Annotated in this window: 15 protein-coding genes; 8 read left to right on the plus strand and 7 right to left on the minus strand. The window is 46.0% G+C overall.

Features of this window, described 5'->3' with window-relative positions:
- The first annotated feature begins 367 nt into the window (after nt 1-367).
- Nucleotides 368-1,483, plus strand: a complete 1,116-nt coding sequence (locus AOA63_RS12215) for a DUF1641 domain-containing protein (protein ID WP_053959954.1) — start codon at nt 368-370, stop codon at nt 1,481-1,483.
- A gap of 871 nt (nt 1,484-2,354) precedes the next feature.
- Here AOA63_RS12215 and AOA63_RS12220 read toward each other — a convergent pair.
- A complete protein-coding gene (locus AOA63_RS12220) occupies nt 2,355-3,863 on the minus strand; it encodes a hypothetical protein (RefSeq protein WP_053959955.1) in 1,509 nt (502 codons plus the stop codon).
- A 403-nt stretch (nt 3,864-4,266) separates the two neighbouring features.
- On the opposite strand from AOA63_RS12220, the gene AOA63_RS12225 reads away from it, so the two are divergent.
- From AOA63_RS12225 to AOA63_RS12235, 4 genes are all read left to right on the plus strand, one after another.
- The gene (locus tag AOA63_RS12225; protein ID WP_053959956.1) at nt 4,267-4,656 is read left to right on the plus strand and encodes a GntR family transcriptional regulator; all 390 of its coding nucleotides are present in this window, start codon (nt 4,267-4,269) and stop codon (nt 4,654-4,656) included.
- The gene (locus AOA63_RS12230; protein WP_053959957.1) at nt 4,653-5,747 is read left to right on the plus strand and encodes a DUF1648 domain-containing protein; all 1,095 of its coding nucleotides are present in this window, start codon (nt 4,653-4,655) and stop codon (nt 5,745-5,747) included. The genes AOA63_RS12225 and AOA63_RS12230 overlap by 4 nt, the downstream gene beginning before the upstream one ends.
- A 147-nt stretch (nt 5,748-5,894) precedes the next feature.
- A complete protein-coding gene (locus AOA63_RS20055) occupies nt 5,895-6,047 on the plus strand; it encodes a hypothetical protein (RefSeq protein ID WP_206742829.1) in 153 nt (50 codons plus the stop codon).
- Between the two features lie 271 nt (nt 6,048-6,318).
- Nucleotides 6,319-7,140, plus strand: coding sequence for a nuclease-related domain-containing protein (locus AOA63_RS12235; protein WP_053959958.1), 822 nt, complete (start codon nt 6,319-6,321; stop codon nt 7,138-7,140).
- Between the two features lie 51 nt (nt 7,141-7,191).
- On the opposite strand, the gene AOA63_RS12240 is transcribed toward AOA63_RS12235, so the two are convergent.
- Nucleotides 7,192-8,343, minus strand: coding sequence for a hypothetical protein (locus AOA63_RS12240; RefSeq protein WP_053959959.1), 1,152 nt, complete (start codon nt 8,341-8,343; stop codon nt 7,192-7,194).
- Between the two features lie 850 nt (nt 8,344-9,193).
- On the opposite strand from AOA63_RS12240, the gene AOA63_RS12245 reads away from it, so the two are divergent.
- A complete protein-coding gene (locus AOA63_RS12245; protein ID WP_053959960.1) occupies nt 9,194-9,421 on the plus strand; it encodes a TM2 domain-containing protein in 228 nt (75 codons plus the stop codon).
- A 121-nt stretch (nt 9,422-9,542) separates the two neighbouring features.
- On the opposite strand, the gene AOA63_RS12250 is transcribed toward AOA63_RS12245, so the two are convergent.
- The gene (locus AOA63_RS12250; protein ID WP_171822709.1) at nt 9,543-10,598 is read right to left on the minus strand and encodes a zinc-dependent alcohol dehydrogenase; all 1,056 of its coding nucleotides are present in this window, start codon (nt 10,596-10,598) and stop codon (nt 9,543-9,545) included.
- Nucleotides 10,599-10,741: 143 nt separating this feature from the next.
- Entirely contained in the window at nt 10,742-11,833 is a 1,092-nt protein-coding gene (locus tag AOA63_RS12255; protein ID WP_053959962.1) for a class II aldolase/adducin family protein, read from the minus strand.
- Nucleotides 11,834-12,285: 452 nt separating this feature from the next.
- Here AOA63_RS12255 and AOA63_RS12260 point away from each other — a divergent pair, with 452 nt between their 5' ends.
- A complete protein-coding gene (locus tag AOA63_RS12260; protein WP_082343948.1) occupies nt 12,286-13,251 on the plus strand; it encodes an alpha/beta fold hydrolase in 966 nt (321 codons plus the stop codon).
- A gap of 171 nt (nt 13,252-13,422) precedes the next feature.
- Here AOA63_RS12260 and AOA63_RS12265 read toward each other — a convergent pair whose 3' ends face one another.
- Nucleotides 13,423-13,989, minus strand: coding sequence for a hypothetical protein (locus tag AOA63_RS12265; RefSeq protein WP_053959964.1), 567 nt, complete (start codon nt 13,987-13,989; stop codon nt 13,423-13,425).
- A 634-nt stretch (nt 13,990-14,623) separates the two neighbouring features.
- Between AOA63_RS12265 and AOA63_RS12270 the strand changes: the two genes are divergently transcribed.
- Nucleotides 14,624-16,171 (plus strand): APC family permease, encoded by a 1,548-nt coding sequence (locus AOA63_RS12270; protein WP_053959965.1) that lies wholly within the window; start codon nt 14,624-14,626, stop codon nt 16,169-16,171.
- A gap of 73 nt (nt 16,172-16,244) precedes the next feature.
- On the opposite strand, the gene sat is transcribed toward AOA63_RS12270, so the two are convergent.
- Entirely contained in the window at nt 16,245-17,402 is a 1,158-nt protein-coding gene (gene sat, locus AOA63_RS12275; protein ID WP_053959966.1) for a sulfate adenylyltransferase, read from the minus strand.
- Complete coding sequence (locus AOA63_RS12280; protein WP_053959967.1) at nt 17,399-18,250, minus strand: sulfotransferase family protein; 852 nt, start codon at nt 18,248-18,250, stop codon at nt 17,399-17,401. The genes sat and AOA63_RS12280 overlap by 4 nt, the downstream gene beginning before the upstream one ends.
- Nucleotides 18,251-18,258: the final 8 nt, after the last annotated feature.

The raw sequence follows: 18,258 nt of genomic DNA on the forward strand, positions 1-18,258 counted from the left end.
AGACAGAGTAATCGTGGTCCAGAGGGGAGCATTATTGGTGGTTGTAAGTTGTTAATAAATGCCGATGAGAGCGTCGATGTGGAAATGCTGCCATCCAACCAGCCTATGTTTCTAAAGACTAAAGAGTAAAGGACAATCTTTTTCTTTATGTCGTTTTCTCTTAACGGAACAGAACAAAGAATAAGAAATAGGGAACCAACGGTCCCTTAAGGCATGGGTCAAAAGCTCCTAGTCGGGTCGGTCAATGGGTTTCAGACTGAGAATTATTAAAACGCATTGCACAATCCATCCACAAAAGATGTTTTGTTTGGTCTATGAATTCGAGACCAAACAAAATGTCTGTCTTTTGTGACGACAAGGAGGCACTATGAAAAATTTAGAGAGCCTGTCCCATCTCGACCAAGATGTGTTAATGGATGAGTTTCTCGACGAAGCCCAACAGCCTGAAGTTTTAGATGCCGCGATTAAATTGCTGAAATCCTTAGAAATTCTGAATGACAGCGGCATTATCGACATGCTCACAACATTGGTCGAATTTATGGGCATGTATCCCGATGCCATTGACACCGACCAGTTATCGGATAAAGTCGGATCCTACTATCAATCCCATCAACAGCTCATTGATCAAGCTCTTCGCATTCAACCGGACAATTTGGTGAAATTAACCCAGTTGTTAAGTCAAGACCCCATTGCTGAACCCTTGATGACGTTGGCGCAGGCTGTGGAAGCCATTGAAGATCCTCAAAAGGTGCAAGCATTGCTTGTGGGATTTGCGAAGATTTCTAGTCATCTGCCCGTGTCGTCAATGCTCCGGGTGATGGAGAATATGACGCATCCGGGAATTCTTGAAGCTTTACCAAAACTGTTCACCGCGCTCGAAATTGCTAATGAGCGTGGGGCGTTTGATGATTTACTCTTAGCCCTAGAATATTTAGATGACCTCTCCGAGTTATTGCCTCCTGGGGACACTATCGATCAATTTTTCCGCTGGATTAACGAAAATCATGTGATTGAGTCGTTGCAATCGACAAACTGGAACAATCTCATGGCTTTAACGGTCCTCGCCACTCAAAACGAGGTGGTGATGACAGCGATTTCCGCGTTGCGGGTCATTAAAGATATTCCGCAAGAAACAATGACCCAATTATTGCAGGTGGGCGTTGAGGTGTTGCAATTTATTGATGCCGTGCATGGGTGGGATGTCATGCGGCAAGGGATTGGGCTGTTGGGAACCTTGAAGACGGAAATCCCGTGGATGGAACTCTTTCCGGGATTATGGACGCATGAAGGAAACTTGAATATAGACGGAATCGTGGCCACCGTGAAAGATGTTGCTGAGAAGACGCAAATGAAAACATCAACCTTTGGGGGGATTCGTGGCATGATGGCGATGATGAAAGACCCCGATGTCCAAAAAGGCTTGCAGTTTATGACGGCTCTCCTCGGACGTTTCGTGCATCTGGTTATGACCCCTCCCGCCTAAGAAATGATCACTGGGGTAGGATTAAGTAGATGACAGAATCGAAAGCTCTATATGGTACGAACATGAATCCGCCGGCTTTAAAGCCGGCGGATTTTTGTGGTTTATCGAAGACCACTGTGCAGCTGGCTGTGGCGTGGTTATTTTAGCTAAGCGCTATATAGCGTCACAAGATGGAAAATTATTCTAATATAATGCTAGGACACGTTAATTGAAGGAAAAAACCGATAATAAAATAGAAAATAACGAGAATTGTGCAGGTAACCAACAAATTTTTTTCGAATTCTTGTTACCAACAACTCGTTTGTGACGTTATGGTAAATATAAAAGTGAGTAAAGGAGAATGGTTATGCGAGTAACGTATCCCGTTTGTCCTGAATGCGGCAACCGTTGGGTTGGAAGGCTAACCGCTCCCGGCTGGTTCTTTTGCTCCACATGTACGATTGAATTTAAATATGATGTTGATGGACTCATTGTGTACAACATTACGCCTGATGGTATGAGAAAGCGAGCCCATCGCCGTAGGCGGCGTCCACCGGTTCAGAGGGAAGCGTATCAAACCTCTTAAGAAATATCCCAGTTGATACAGAGAACTGGGACCATAAAATTTTCGCAAAATACTGACCAATTTATGCGCAGATCGTGGAAAAACAGGTAGTGGCCAGGGCACATTTAAGTGGGAACAAGTTGGTTGGAGAGAACTCGTGAATCCCCATGGCTTCATTGTGTTCCGGTAGCAATTTGATGAATAAGTCAAAGAGCTGGCATTATGAAATCAGGACCGTGCAAGGGAAATTATAATCCTTGCACGGTGGTAGTTTTCCTGCCCAAGTCTATTCAACATGTCGATTATGGCGCTTTGTGCTCCGGTCGTTTAGAAGCTATTGGTTATCAACTCGAGAAAAGATCCTTGCAATGCTGGCGGAAGATCGTTTTCACCGGGATTACCGTATAAACCTAAGATATCCGGGCTGTTGTCTTGCGAACCCGTATTATAAAGGAAATACCAATGGTTGTTTCCTGCCTTTTCGAAGGTTAATGTAGAGGGAGTCGCACGGTGATTTTGATACAGATACCATTGGGTATCTGTACGCAATCCCAATTCAGGTAAGCCTAAAATGCTTTGCCCCGATGACGTCTCTAATTGCAATTGGATGACATAAGAGTGATGCGGTAGGATGCCGGAAACGGTCTGGATGTCAATTCCATCGGTTGTGTTCACTACGGCACTCGGGGTAATTTCTGAAGAGGAGCCCGATGGGATTACGGCCGTCACTCGTGCTTGGGCAGGAGCTTGTGGTGTCAATGCAAACACAATGGGCGTGGAAGGCGAAAGAAAAGAGTGATTATCGGTGAAAGTTATGCCCTTGGTGCTGACATAAGGAGAACTAATAACGTTACACATAGGTGAGGCGCCGGGGCATGGACCGGTAAAGGGTAATTGCGGATCAGCTGTAACGTCCACCTTATCGGCTAAGGTTCCCGGGACAATTTGTCCGTAGGCATTGACCGGTTCAATTAAAAATGTTGAAGACCCATTGATATATGCAGGATGCTCGCCGGATACGGGCATGGGTTGGGAGCTATCAGTAAACACACGCCATCCAACCTGTTGTGTGGTATCGGGAACACTGGTTATTTGCTGTGTGATTTGATTATCCGGTGATCCAAAGGTTAAGTTAGCCCATTGTCCCGGGGTATTTCCGCTTTTCACCCGGATGATTCCTGTACCGTTATGAAGAGAGACATCGACAGTACCCGAATCGACCCACGACGACCCGTTCCAAATGGAAAAATTGTGGGAACTATCAGACAATGTTACAGGGACTATGCCCGAGTAGGATTGATCTACGGTATTGGCCGAAGTTAATCCGTCAACGACAATATTTTTAGTTTGACCGACAATAACGTCTGGAAATCCCACTAAGGGAAGGATCGTAGCCGGTGGAGTTGAGGATGCAGCAATAGGACTTCCGATAGGAGCCGGTAATTGTGAGACCGTATAAATATTGTCCCACTTGAAGCCGCGTGCCGAAAATATTTGAGCTGAGGCAATCCAATGTAACATGCCATTCGAATACCAATAGACTTGCGGTTTATTGGGTAACTTAAAAAGATCGACAGCACTGCCGATAGGAGCAGGTAAAGCGTTTACCACACGGAGTTCACTAAATTGGTAACCTAAATCGTAAAAGATGGTTTCATTGGCTATGGCATGCATTTTTCCATTGCGCTCGATATAGACGGTGGGTTTGTCCGCCAGTTTGTAAATGGGCCCCGGCAAGCTGAAGGCCTTGACGGTTGCCGAATTAAACGGTGAAACCGTAGAAAGTCCTAAGGCTAATGCCGACGTGAGCAACAAGGCATGTTGAGTTTTTATCATGGACACCCCCAAATGATGACGACATAATTTTTAACTAATGTTACCAATTTGATTATACCGTAGCGAATTCTTGAAAATCACACCATGAATGATGGCATTTTCGGTGAAATCATGACAGGTCAACATAAGGATCCGTTTACCTTTGCAAATACGGTGTCGATTTAACGTGAAAGATGCTCTTTCTATCATGTGTCATCGTTAACGGCCAACCTCTTGGCTGCTGCGAGCGGTGAGCAAGTAATATGGAGAAATAAGCCGCGGTAAGTTTAGCTCAATTTTCTGTTACGAAGGAGATTTTGCGATCTCCATGACTAAAGCGTTGATCCCTATGCAAAGCATGTGTGCAAACCTTGCTAATTATGTTCTATATGTTATATTTGTAATATAACAGAGGTGACAGATAGTGATTTTCGTAGTCGATGAACATCGCGATGAACCGATTTATGTGCAATTGCGCAATCAGGTAGTGGAGGCGATTGCCCGGAGCACACTCAAACCGGGTGATATCTTACCACCTATTCGCACGGTGGCGGAACTTCTCTCCATTAACTTACACACGGTGAATAAGGCATATCAAATCTTAGAACAAGATGGCTACATTATTCTCACCAGACGGAGCGGAGGAGTCATTAGGCCAAAACCGCCTGCCGATTTTGACAGGGCATGGCGAGAGCGATTACGCCTCGTCCTAGCCGAAGCTCGTGCTTTTTCTGTGGACAGAGCCCAGGTCCTTCAATATTGCCGTGAAACGCTGGATGAATTATCTACTCTTCAAGAAGGGAACGGATCATGATGGGACCAAATTTTTTGGTGATCACTATTTGGCTTGCGATGATCTTGACCTATGCTATCGTGCCGTATCTGATGCCCAAAACGTTGGTTTTTGGCGTCCGCATACCGCATGAGCGGCGAGGGGATCCATATCTGAAATCTGTGAGACGGGATTATGAGATCGGGATTTTTCTGGTGGGAATCATTGCGGGGATTGTCAGTTATTATCGTAATCATTTTATGAACGAGGTCATGGTCCTGACGTCAAGTGGGCTGTTGCTACTATTCCTGATCGGAAATTACGAAATCGCCCATGCACGCATTAGTATGAGAAAACAGCATGAAGACTGGTACCAAGGGCATCTCCAGGCAAGAATGGCGTTCATTGACACAAACGATACCAATATGCTCCGCAAGACTTTTATTCGATGGTTAATCATTAACGCGGTGTTCATTGGAATCCTTAGCCTAATCGCGGGGATTATTTATCCTCATTTGCCAAAAATGCTACCTGTTCACTGGTCTACCCAGGGCAACGTAACGGCGCGTGTGACCAAGAATTGGCTAACGGTTTTTCAACCGATTTTAGTGGGTGCTGTTATCGTGTTGGGCATAAGTCTCTTTGAAGCCTATTTGCTTACCCATCTGCGACCCGATATTGATCCGCGTGAACCTCACGACTCTTTCATCCAGTATTATGTATTTGTACGCCGCATGATTCATGCCTTGGGAATTGTAGAAATGGCGCTGATTCTCTCCTTGATGCTTACCATCTTTGGCATGTGGGGATGGCTCAAACATCCATCGCCTATGGTGTTGGCGAGTCCGGTATTAATCGCTGTGTTCGCCGTAATGGCAATCAGTTTGTTCACGGGTCAGGAAGGTAGTCGGCTGACGACACATTCTTCTTTTATTACCACCCCTTATGATCATCGTGATGATGATGCTCAGTGGAAAGCGGGGTTATGGTATTACAATCCGGATGATCCCAAATGGCTCGTGGCTAAACGATTTGGCGTGGGATGGACACTAAATTTTGCCCATCCTATCTCTTGGCTCATCATCGGTGGACTGATCTTTTTGGTTATGCTGTCGATCTTCATAGGACATTGAACGCAAATGAGCATTGGATGAGCGAGTAGACTCGCGGTTATCATGGGAATGACTGAGTCGTGAACACCAGATAAAATGCATTGTTACTGTCTTAAAAGAGACCACTTCCATGATAGGAACAATCCTATGGGTTGTTCCTATCATGGCGTGAATGCGAAATGGGAAGAGAGCCTTATTTATGCCTTTTTAGGCCGCGAAAATACATCTCATCATGTAATCGTTTTGTTCTTTTTTGTTCTAACGGTAATTCTCTCTTATCAAAATGTCGGCTTGGGACTCACTTTTTTAAGAGCGGTGTGATTGCATCTAGATGTTCTAAATTATCAAGAGAAGGACATTAACGTTGTCCAGCTTTGAGCGGATCTTCAGTTACTGTGCCAATATAGGCGGCAAATCTTGTGTCTTCCCCGCGTTTTTCCTATACGTTCCTTAAGGAAATGCCATTGCGTCAGATAGTCGTTTAATATTGCTAAAAAAGATGTTAAGTGAAAATTCCGTTGTCTTATAATAAATTATAGTAAGAAATAAGGAATTGGGCCTTTAAAATAAGAAAGCAGAAAGGCAGGCCAGTATGGGGATTGTATTTGCGGGAACTTTAATTTTAATTACTGTTACGATTCTGGTTCTCGCGCTGCGTCCACCAAATGCTTATATTCGTGGAAAGCAAGGCGAAATAATTGTGCAAGGGGCTCTACGGCTTTTAGATCCCCTGGAATACGATGTTTTTCATGATATTACGGTGCCTTGCACTTCGACTGCATCGGGTATTTGTCAAATTGATCATATTGTCGTGGGGTCCTCGGCAATTTTTGTGATTGAAACGAAGAATATTCAAGGGGCTTTGCACGGAAAACGCCGTGAAGTGTATTGGACTCATGTAGTTGGCATGCAGAAACGGCGGATTTATGCTCCTCACCGTCAAAATGCGACGCATATCAAAACGTTGCGGCGGGCTTTTCCCGATTTACCTAAAGATATTTGGTTTTCCTTAATTGCCGTGCCTAATTCCCTTCAATTGTATATTGAAGAAATTTCAGGGGCGCATATCGTGCAGTTTTCTCATTTAGTGGATTTTATTACCCGATCGAATGCCAGTATTCCCCAACCACTCTCTCCCGCGCAACGCGAATATGTGATTCGCACCTTACTGCAATGGAAACGGCATCATGCTTTAAAGCATTCTTGGTTAGGGCGTCTTACCCGGCGCCGCCGCAATTTAGGCAACAGCTTAGAGGTTGCCAGTGGCCGTTGCCCGGTTTGCGGGAGTCCTTTGCAAGTGGTTAAGGATACAAATGGATCGAAAATGGTTTGTAGTAAATCGTCTTGTACCTTTTCCACGACGGTCTTGTCCATTACCGCATTGCGCCAGCCCAAAGATCACACGAAGAACTAAACCATATTACTCCATGCATAATTTTGTCTTTTCATTGATCATTTCTGCCCTTTAGTAGCCATTATGCGGATAACTCCATAGATGATGGCCCACTGCATTGTGTCCCCCGGGGATGATACCTGCGGGCAAGAGGTCTAAGCCATCAGGAATATTGAGATAACCTGGGGCTGTGCCCGGAATACCCGTATGCCCATATTGCCAGACTATTTGATTGGTTTTAGGATTAATCACAATGACGCGATCATTATAGTCGTCATTGAGGAGAACCAAGCCATTAGGTAATTTCACCGCTAAAGACGGGCGATCGAGACGACCAGGGCCACTTAACGGACGGTATAACCACAGCAATTTACCGGTTGGGCTCATCTCAACCACTGCACCGGGATTGGTATAAAATGCGACGATAATATTCCCATGCGGCGTGAAATTCGCGTCTGAGGGATAGGACAAGAAGGACGGAAAATGCACGGTATAACGCACCTGGTTGTGTCGGTTCAGTAAAATGGCGTCGTTGCCATTGATTTGGGTGACAAGCATACCCCCATTGGGCGCAGGAAAATCTCCGTTGGGTGCAGAATAGCTTGTCGGTGGGTTAACGGCCATGATCCCGGTTTGTCCATATTGTTTAATAATCTGATGGGTTTTTCGGGAAATAAAGAGGATCCGTTGGTTTTTAATGTCGGCCACGGTAATGATATCGCCTTGAGGCTTGTCATACAAAAACGCATCATCTGGGGTATTTAAATATCCCGGAAGGCTTCCTGCTACCCCAGCATGTCCATAATTCCAAACGATTTGCCGGGTTTTAAAATTAATTATGGAAATAACGTTATAGCCTTCTTGATTGGTAATAATTTCATCAAAATGGGGACCGAAAAACACGTCGTCATCATCATGCAGTAACGATGCTTGTCCCGGTTTAGGGTATTGCCAGACAATCTTTTTTTGTGGTGTAACCAATAAGATACGGTTGTTATGCGAATCAGCAATTAAGATGTCGCCTGGCAAAATTGAACTGGCGGCAGTGGCACCCCACGGTATTAAGGATTTGTGCTGAGGAGATTGGCGAACGCGATTTTGAGTGGACGCTGGCGCTTTCGCCGAATTTTGAGATGATGATGAAGTGGGCGGATTGAAACCACAAGCCGAGAGACCTAAGGAGACGGCGATGGTCAACACGAGACGAAAAAATGGCCGATGCACGCTCTCTCAAAACCCCTTTCCCCGGATAAGCTTGATTTTCTCGAGCGGATGAAACTTGCCTACAATCATACAGTATAAGATAGATGTCTCAGAACCTCTAAGATTTGAAGCTTTTTCATTACGTGAAACTATGGTTTGACTCGGTCCTCCCGTCGTCACGAAAGTTGTTCGCCCTTATGAGACATAATAAAGTTCCTCCCTTCCTTCGTGAATTCTAACCAGATTGAGAATTGGAGAGGAACTGTCTTCACGGTATCATTTCAACAACCGTCGGTTTTTTTTCATGGAAGGATGGCGCCGAGCGAAAAGAGATTGTCAGATTCCAGTCATACTCAGCGCTTTGTTCCACCCAAACAGCATAATCGCATCTCTCATGATTCGGGCTTATAGTGCGAAAACCGTGAGCTAATCCCCACGCCCACCCAAATGTTTCGGTGTGCCCGTGCCATAGGAGTTGTCGCGTGGTAATGGTGATGGTATGATGTTCGTCCTATATTATCTATGTAGAGAATATGAGTGTGACCGACTTGAAATAGAATGTATTGAGTCAGAAACCGTGATGACGTGCAAATTCTGCTGTAAAATTGTGTGCACTTGAGTGACAATAGCTAGTGACAAGCCATCTCATTAAGGAGGGTCAAAAGCATTAAACTCCTATGCTTAGAATGTCAACGTCACAACATCTTGATATCTTTGCTCTGAACGACGGAGTTTTACAGTGCAGCAGACAAACCGATTCTTTATACTGATAATGACAATCACTGTCAACATGAGCGCTAGGAACGGACTGGCATTTTTCCTCAACCCGATAGGAAGAGAAGGAACGCAATAGGATCAGGAGGCATTTATTATGAAGAGTAAAGTGAGCGCAGGAATTTTGGCGTTATTTTTTGGATTTGTAGGCGTGCACAAATTTTATCTTGGTCAAAAGACGCAAGGAATTCTTTATATACTTTTTAGCTGGACTTTTATTCCAATGATTGTTGCTTTTATTGAAGCCATTCGCCTATTTTCCATGTCCGATGAGGACTTTGATGCCCGGTACAATAAGGGAATGGTTGTGCAACAGCCTTTATGAGGCATGGGTGAAGATGAGAGGAAATGACTTTTCGGTAGTCCCCTCGCTCTGACGTGCTTTGGAGATTGGATATGTGTCAAAATGCCGCAGGCGGGTATTTTAACTTTGGGATCTGTGATTTTCATGCTTTGGGGGGAAAGTCTGGGTCACGTGGTTTAAAACAGATTTTAATCGGTTCCCGGCCTTGGTTCTCCAAGGTGGCGAAAGCGTTTTGATAATCATCCAAGAAAAATGTGTGGGTGATGAGTTGTTCAATGGGAATAGTTGTCGTATGTAAGAGGTTTAAGGCCTGATTAAAGGTTTGGTCAGGGTTGGGACCATAGCCATACGTGCCATAAAAGGTAATGTCTTTAGACCATATCGGCGTGAAATCCCATTTCATCTCATTAGCGGCCCCTAACAGCAAGATTTGGCCTCCTGGGCGCACGCAGCTGATGGCTCCTTGTAAGGAGGATGAAGATCCGGCAGCATCAATCACGAGATCGAACCCGCGGGGACGCCACGAGGGAGTATGCCAAATGTGGGGATAGGGTGTTCCGGTGATTTCCGTTAAAGCGGGAGCGCTGAGATTAGAAACAACTTCAGCACCGAGCCGTTTTGCCCACTTTTGTTGGTGAGGATAACGGGCAACAGCCATGACCAAATCGTGGGTTAGATCCTTTTCTTGCAGCGCAAATAGAGTGAGAAGTCCAATGGTGCCGGAACCAATGACTAAAACGCGATGCACTGAAGACCATTCAATGTGGGACAATCCATAAAGAACAATGCTTAAGGGTTCAGTCAAAACAGCCCGTTCTGGTTTCATCTCCGAAGGAACTTGGTAAACCTGATGAGAAGGAACCCACATCCGTTCGGCAAATCCGCCGGGAAAATGAGTATGAAATCCCATGAGTAGACCGATGTCGTGCTGGCCGCGGTAATAACAAAGATCGGGACGACCTTTACGGCAGGCGGGGCAGGGATTCTTTAATGCTAACGACGTACAGGATAAGGCGGGGTTGACGACAACCACCGTCCCCTTCGACCACTGAGGAGAGTCTTCGACAACACGTCCTACCACTTCATGACCTAAGACAGCCGGAAATTTTGTCAAAGGCGCTAAATAAGGAGAGCTATGTCCCAGAATCAATCCCCGATCTGATCCACAAATACCCGCTAATAATGGGGCTATCTCCACATGAGGAGTCGATCTCGTCCAAGAAGGCTTCATCACCTCTTCGTAGTGAAGAGTACTCATGGCACCCCATGAGCGTGTCCTAGGGATCAGTTTCTGCCGTAATACATGCGGCCACGATAAATGATAATGAAGACCCATCACCGTCATTGCATCGGAACCTGCCGAACCACACGGTCATGAACGCGGGCTAAAATTTCTTCGGGGCTATCACCGGTAATCGTTAAGCCGTGATTTTTTAATCCGATGACTGCATGGGCGGGATCATCGGCTGCTGCAAGCTGTTTAGCCACCTCATCCGCCAATTCTTTACTACCACAAGGATAGTTAAATTCTGTGGCCAAAACGCCTGGCATCCAGGCATGAATATGGATAATCGCACCGATTTCAGGATGTTGTTGATAAATCTTCCAATGCTCAATCGCATCGACTGAGACACGCCGTGGTGTCACTGTTTCGGGAACACTTAAGTGAATACTTTCGTCTTCAGCATCGAATCCCGTTACCAGAAGAATATCTCGGCCGATGTCATGGAGTCGGCTTTTATCCACTCCACTTGCGCTCATCCAAAAACTGTCATCGTCGTGCCGAACGCTGAGATTGCCATAACTCAGCCCACCAATACCGAACAGGCGACGCACATGGGCCATATCTTCGGGGGTGAGATATTCGTCCATGGGGAAAGGGGCCGGAAGTAGATCCCAACTCTCGAGAATTTCTCCGGCATAAGATAGGCTATGGGTTTGTCGTGTGCCGTTCCACAAAGAGGGCCGTAAGTCAGGATGAAAGCGATTGCGGATTATGAGGTGACTGCGCATTAATGGCGCAATGCGCTCAGTGAGTTTCTGGTAACGTTGTTCAACACTATCATCTTGCGATGACAGCAATACAGCACCTCGTTCCAGCGTTGTAATGACGAAAGAGGGATTATCGAGAGAGCCTGCGACCACAATGAGGATATTGGATAGAGACCGGATATGAATGGGATAAAATTGCTTCAAAAGATCGCGATGCGGATCGAGAGATGAAACAAAAGCCACACCTATGACATAAACGGCGTAATGCTGACGACGAAACGGACGCGTCTTATCGCTCACGAGTTGGAACACGACATTGGCATTTTCGACTTGTGAGCTCAAAGTGAAACCGGCCTCAACAAGACTGTGTACTAAGCGGATTTGAAAATCTGTGGCGGTGCGATTTTCTTGAAACGACGGGGCGAACCAAAACTGATTCAAACACGTCACACTCCTTGGAGGATAGGTCATATCAAGACCATGCCACAGGGAAGTATGAGAAGATCAGGGTCAAATGCACCGTAGAATAGATTCCAAGTGGATCAATCTTTATATTCATCTTCCTAATACCTCATGTCAGGATTTATCGGATCGATTTCAAAAATGTTCAAAAGAGATGTCACCAATCTGCTATCTCCCATGTTTAAAGATGTGCATTTGGTCGTAACCGTTTGCGTGGTGAAAAGACTGTGGTCAAACATGTGTTGCTCACGGGTTGTTGATTTAGGCGGGGCAAGATTATCCAGCCCGGAGGGAAAAGAGAAGGAAACGACACATCGAGCGCCTAAAAATATCCATTATCTTTTTCTTTAAGAGTCCTGCAGGGTGAAGATGACTTCGTTATCATGAATACGGTCAGAATGAACGGGATTGCTTAATAGGTCGTGAGAGTGATGTTTTTTTACTCTAGCGGGCTGAAAAGGTTTTTGCTTAGAATCGTTGAGGTTGGAGTGGAACAGAGACTTAACCCTTCAAAAAAAGAGAAGGACCGGTTGGGTAAAGGGAAGCGAGGGACTGGTATTAAAATATATGCGCAAGTCAGCGGCCAAGGAGATCCCGTAATTTTTTTGCCAGCTATGGGATGGACGGCGGAATCAGCGGGGCCTTTAGTCAGCGTGTTAGAGGAACGCTATCAATTTCACCGACTGGATTTGCCAGGATTTGGACGCAGTGAACCTTTTAGCAAAGTTCCGAGCTGGAAAGATTTTGCCTTATGGATTCACCGCTATTGTGAACAGCAGCAGTGGAATCAGGTTCGGATTATTGGGCATTCTCTCGGAGGTATTATGGCTTTGGCCTATGCCGATCAATTTCCTGAGCGTGTTTATCAATTAGTCCTCTTGGACGCTGGCTATCAACCCATTCCCCGGTTTCCCGAAGATATTGCCAAGCCCTTTCGGTATTTGGTTCCTGCACTCAATTTTTTGGCATCTTGGGGAGGTATTCGGGTGTTAACGCGCTGGATTGGTGAAAGCGGCCGCGTTACCGAGGGTTCAGGACCTTCGAGTGAGGAATTGGAAAAGGCATTTCAAGAATTTGTTGAATCCCAGCATTTATTGATTACTAATGAATTACGTGAGGCCTTTTACACCGCTCATCAATTGGTCACATTCAACCCGCTCGCGATAAATTTATTGCTGGGGATCTACCGCAGCAAACCGGTTATGGCTTTTAATCGACTTAAACCGGCTACCTTGTTAGTTGTTCCTGAACATATGACCCACTATACTCCCCTGACTCAAATTGATGAAAAGGGCTTGCCCGTGTTGCTATACGAAGTCAACAGTGGTCATTTTGTGCATTACGCGCGTCCGGAGGTTGCTCATGTGATCCGCGATTTTTTTGATCATTGGAATTGAATCATAAAAAATCGCCATTACCTGGTGATTCTCGGATTCAGCCCCCGGCGAATAAAGATGAACGATTCGTCCGATTTGAAGCATTACTCGTCCCATACTTGATTCACTTCTAGGAACTTGTCCAGAAGTTCCATGGGCATAAACGTCGGTTCTCAAAGCGCACCGTACTTATCAGGAGTGGGCATTTTGGATGATTGCGCCTGTTGTCGATACGCCTATTAGATGGGTAAAAAATCTAGGACCTTTTGACTTTCCTACACGATGAAAATACCAAAAATATCCATGCGAAACCGGCACATCCGCCACTTGACCGTTAGCAAATGTTAGGACGATGGTCATGATGTCCGGGTGATTTGTCACCTTACCGACAACCAAGATATAGGTCTGGTCATTGAGTTCAACAGCTTGCAGCGGCGTCGTATGGGGTTTCTTGAGAGAAAATGTCATCGTATCGACGCCACTGGGCGATTCCAATAGGCCGGCATATTCTAACGTATCCTGATTATTATAGGAAAGATAAGCATATCTCTGTCCTGAAATAGCTTTTTCGCTGATGATGTGAACATGAGAGATTGTGCCGCTAGGGGCTGCGTGACTTAAAGCGGCTTGTATTGTCTGTATTGGAATGTTTTGTTTTCTGTGCGGTATCGTGGCTGGATGAGCCGAAGGAATAGTTCCACATCCTGCGAATATGCTTCCCGCGAGAAAGAGAGCCATTAAGTGTGGGCCTATTTTCATAAAGCCGCCCCTTCCAAAAATCGTTTCAGGCTGGTTGTGTTAATGGGTTGGGCATCGATCTCTTTTGAGTCAACACGAATTATTGCATGCCAATTGTCGTGAGCCCAGAGCAAGTCAATTACATTCATGGTACCAGAAAATTAGGCGAGATGGCTGTTTGACGTGATTTCGATTCACAAATTCAAAGAAAGTTGCTAGCTCCCAGGAAATAATACACATGAACAAAAACAGATGATGGCATGTCTTATACTAACCGGCTTAGTGATAACGAGCGCTCAAAGCAATTTCTTGTAAGTCTCGGCGACTTTAAAAAAGCAAAATACGGAACAACGCTTCTTTTCTGCTATATTCAACCATAACTGCTTAAAAATTCTGGTCAATACTTGTTGGTTATCTTCCTATTTTTTCGTGATAACTGATGCCATTCGAGATAGGAGGTGGCAGTGGGTTTCCCTAATGCGCGGTGAATAATGACCAGAATTTAGAAAACCGCACTAGAAAAGGCGACAGATTATTCTGTACAATGAATAGCGAGGGCCATCATTACATCGCGATTGTTTCATGAGACATTTCATTCCCTTGGTAAGACATGCAGCCGCATCATGTGATATCACATCTTAAGGAGTGACAATCAATGAATAGTCTCAAACGAGATCTCGATTTGAAAGATCTCATTATCATTGGTATTGCCGGTGCTGTCGGTACCGGCGTGTTGTTTTCTACGGCGGGTATGACCGCTTTAGCGGGACCGGGTGTTGTGATTGCCTGGATCGTCGGTGCTATTATGTATCTGTTCGTTGGACTAACCTATGTCGATTTAAGTGCGCTATATCCCGAAGCAGGAGGACCGTCCCGGTACAGCCTTTATAGTTACGGGAAAATTACCAATCTGATTAATGCATTTGCAGACTTGATATGGTATCTATTTATTCCTCCCGTGGAAGCTTTAGCGTCGGTAGAAGGCATCAATTATTTTTATCCTCACTTAATCAATTCAGCTGGCAGCCCGACCACCTTAGGTGCCCTATTAGGGGTCGTATTGATGGTGCTCTTTTTTCCGTTTAACTATTTTGGTGTCCGTGCGTTTGCTAAATCCACGGATTTTCTTGGTGTGATAAAGCTTCTTTTATATATCTTAGTAGCTATCGGATTTATCGCTTTTGCCCATTTTTCCAACTTTACAGCATATGGCGGGATCGTGCCTTTTGGATTGGGCGGAATCTTTGCCGCAATTCCGCTAGGCATGTTTGCTTTTGGCAGTATTCGAGTCATTCCAGATTATGCGGAAGAGGTGCGGTCGCCAAAGATTATTGGCCGCGCCATTATTTGGGTCGTTTTAGGTCAAACCTTGATCTATGTCTTATTGGCCGTAGGCTTTTTGACCTCGATTAACTGGGTGGCCTTAAAACTCCATGCGGGATCGTGGAGTGCGATTTCATCGATTGCCGGCAATCCCTTTTTAACGATCGCGAGTGGCGCCCACATTGGATGGCTCATCGCCTTTACCGTCGTCATCGCGATTTTGGGGCCTTTTGTGACCGGGTATATCTATCAAGGGGCAGGCACTCGAATTCTGTTAGCTATGAGTCGGACAGGCCTCGTGAGTGCACGGATGAAAGAAATTAACCAGCATTATGCAATTCCGGTATGGGCGCTTGTCGTCTTTACGGTGGTGGGGGCGATTGTGGCCTATATTGCTGCGCCCTTGCCCTCGATATATAACCTGATTAGCGATGCGGTCGTTGCGGGGTATTTAGGTTTTGCCGTCAATCCTGTGGTTATGTTAGCCCTGCGCAAACAAGGCCGCGAAGGCAAATTGCAGCAGAGTGGACTCGTTGCTGCCATTGCCTTTGCCTCTGCGTCGTTAATTGTCTATTGGAGCGGATGGCCTTCTGTGCCTTACGCCAGCATCTTGCTCATTGCCGCATCCCTTATTTTCGGGGTGGCCTACAAGGTCCATGAAGGGGCGAAAAATGCGATCTGGTATGTGGTCTACATTGCTTTTTTGACGGCGATGACTTATATCGGCAGCGTGGGTGCCCAAAAATGGATAAATATTGATGTGGGCAGCGTTATTGTGGTGTTAGTCAGTTTAATTGTGTTCTTGCCATGGGGGGTCGCATCTCGTCTGATGCAAATCGACGAGAACACGACGACACCGCAAATGGCGGAAATTCCTTAAACCCTTAAAGAAGATATTCCATAGCGGATATGGGGTTAGACAGAATATCTAAAGGTGAAAGGCAAGGACCTCTCTAATGGCCTTGTCTTTCCCTATGATAGTAATGGTGCAAAATTTGGGAAACTTCCTTGCGCATGAATTCTTCAGGGATCGGCTCGTCCTCATTGAGGCGTTTTCGCACCTCGGATCCCGATAGACGAACCCAATGGACTTCATCATGGGGACAGCCCTTAGCCGAGGTCATGGCCTGACAGCGTCGACAATAGAAGGCATCATCAAAAAAGAGTGGGGTAATGCCGAGTTCCCCGGGACGAAATTGGTCAAAAATGTGATGGGCATCATAAGGGCCATAAAAATGGCCGACGCCGCCGTGATCGCGGCCAACAATAAAGTGGGTACATCCGTAATTGCGGCGTACAATCGCATGTAAAATAGCCTCTTTGGGTCCAGCATAACGCATGGCACCGGTATAAGCCGCTAACAGTACGCGGTCTTTTCGGTACCATTTGTCGATGACCCGTTGATACGTTTTTATGCGCACCGCGGGGGGAATATCATCATCTTTGGTCGGGCCCACCAGTGGGTGGATTAACAGTCCATCCATGATTTCTAAAGCGGTTTTTTGAATGTATTCATGAGCCCGGTGGATGGGGTTGCGTGTTTGAAATCCCACAATACGTTTCCATCCCCGCTCTGAAATAACTCGGCGCACTTCAGAAGGCCGCCAGATAAGAGGGGCGAAAGTGAAATCGGGAATGTAATCAACGGTAATTGGCCCACCGACATACACAGGCTTTCGGCTTAATAAATAGCGGACACCGGGATGGGATAAGTCGGTGGTGTGATAAACCCACTTGGCTTCACGGCGCAAATTAGGCCGGTAAATACTCGTGACGGTCATCCGTCCCCGTATCAAGTGGTGGCTGTCAATCAGAACAATTTCTTGATCGAGATGCAAATGCCGAGCAACTTCCTCGTCGACTGCCAAGGTGATGGGAATGGGCCAGGGACTGTCATTGGTCAGGCGCATGTCCGAACAAACGGTGAGGTAGTCAGCCTCTTCTAAAAATCCGGTCAAAGGGGCATACGCTCCCGTAGCAATTTGATACATATCGGCAATGGTTCGATTATCGATCATAACAGGCATGAGAGATGCCAAAGAGGATCTCTCGTAGCGCTTCAACTTGTCTTCTTTCCATGGCAATAACTGAGTTCCGCTATTAAGCGTCATGAACCTGGTCCCTCCAATAACTGCATCTTAATGAGCCGCATCCAGAAATTGAGGCGGTATTTTTGCATGGTGTGCCATGGTGTTCGTGGAATGGGAAAGGATCGAGCCAGAGCGAGAACTTCGTGGTCTGACGTGAAGTTCTGTTCACGCCAACGTAGAAGAGCATTCCACATCTCCTGCGCTAAGGGTGAAATTTTTCCGATGATTGCAGGAGAGCTTAAACCGTGTTGACCATGGGCCAATTCTGGGCGAATGACTGGCAACGGTATTGTTTGGGTGCCGTCTCTCTCTAAAAACCGCTGTAACCGCTCAAGCTGTGTTGGAGCTTTTGGTCCCATTAAATCTTCATAAAAGAGGATGAGACGGCGGGCCTGTTGCGTGTGCAAGAGGGCTTGCGTGGTATAAAGAAGCCAGAGACTTAGAGCATGTTCTTGTGTCATATGGTCACGCCGGGAAAGAGACAGGGCAACGTCTAGAGGATTGCGAATGCAGACGATATAGCGCGCGTTACGAACAAGCGGTTTCCAAAAAGGTAATGTGAGCGTTAATCGGGGATCTTTCCAGGTAGCTTGTGGCGAGGTGATCTGCTGAATAAAAGCCATGGCCCGCTTCTTTAACGGGAGGAGTTCTCGAGATTCTTCCCAGTGTGATCGAAAGTGTGGAGGAACATGCCAATCGCCGCCCAAGGCGTAGAGAATTCTTCGATTAATGGTCACGAGATCGGAAGTTTCCCAATAACCCTGAGGATTATATTGATTACCTTGCCGCAAAAAATCTTCCGGTCCCGTCACGCGCCAACCGAGTTCATGACAAAGCTGAGCCGTAAGTGATGTCCCACTGCGGTGCATCCCGATGA

Source organism: Sulfobacillus thermosulfidooxidans, from assembly GCF_001280565.1.
Lineage (GTDB): Bacteria > Bacillota > Sulfobacillia > Sulfobacillales > Sulfobacillaceae > Sulfobacillus > Sulfobacillus thermosulfidooxidans_A.

Excerpts from the sequence above, each read along its gene's own strand:
- AOA63_RS12215 (WP_053959954.1), top strand. The coding sequence starts at position 368 with ATGAAAAATTTAGAGAGCCTGTCCCATCTCGACCAAGATGTGTTAATG.
- AOA63_RS12220 (WP_053959955.1), bottom strand. The coding sequence starts at position 3,863 with ATGATAAAAACTCAACATGCCTTGTTGCTCACGTCGGCATTAGCCTTA.
- AOA63_RS12230 (WP_053959957.1), top strand. The coding sequence starts at position 4,653 with ATGATGGGACCAAATTTTTTGGTGATCACTATTTGGCTTGCGATGATC.
- AOA63_RS12235 (WP_053959958.1), top strand. The coding sequence starts at position 6,319 with ATGGGGATTGTATTTGCGGGAACTTTAATTTTAATTACTGTTACGATT.
- AOA63_RS12245 (WP_053959960.1), top strand. The coding sequence starts at position 9,194 with ATGAAGAGTAAAGTGAGCGCAGGAATTTTGGCGTTATTTTTTGGATTT.
- AOA63_RS12260 (WP_082343948.1), top strand. The coding sequence starts at position 12,286 with ATGTTTTTTTACTCTAGCGGGCTGAAAAGGTTTTTGCTTAGAATCGTT.
- AOA63_RS12265 (WP_053959964.1), bottom strand. The coding sequence starts at position 13,989 with ATGAAAATAGGCCCACACTTAATGGCTCTCTTTCTCGCGGGAAGCATA.
- AOA63_RS12270 (WP_053959965.1), top strand. The coding sequence starts at position 14,624 with ATGAATAGTCTCAAACGAGATCTCGATTTGAAAGATCTCATTATCATT.
- sat (WP_053959966.1), bottom strand. The coding sequence starts at position 17,402 with ATGACGCTTAATAGCGGAACTCAGTTATTGCCATGGAAAGAAGACAAG.
- AOA63_RS12280 (WP_053959967.1), bottom strand. The coding sequence starts at position 18,250 with ATGCACCGCAGTGGGACATCACTTACGGCTCAGCTTTGTCATGAACTC.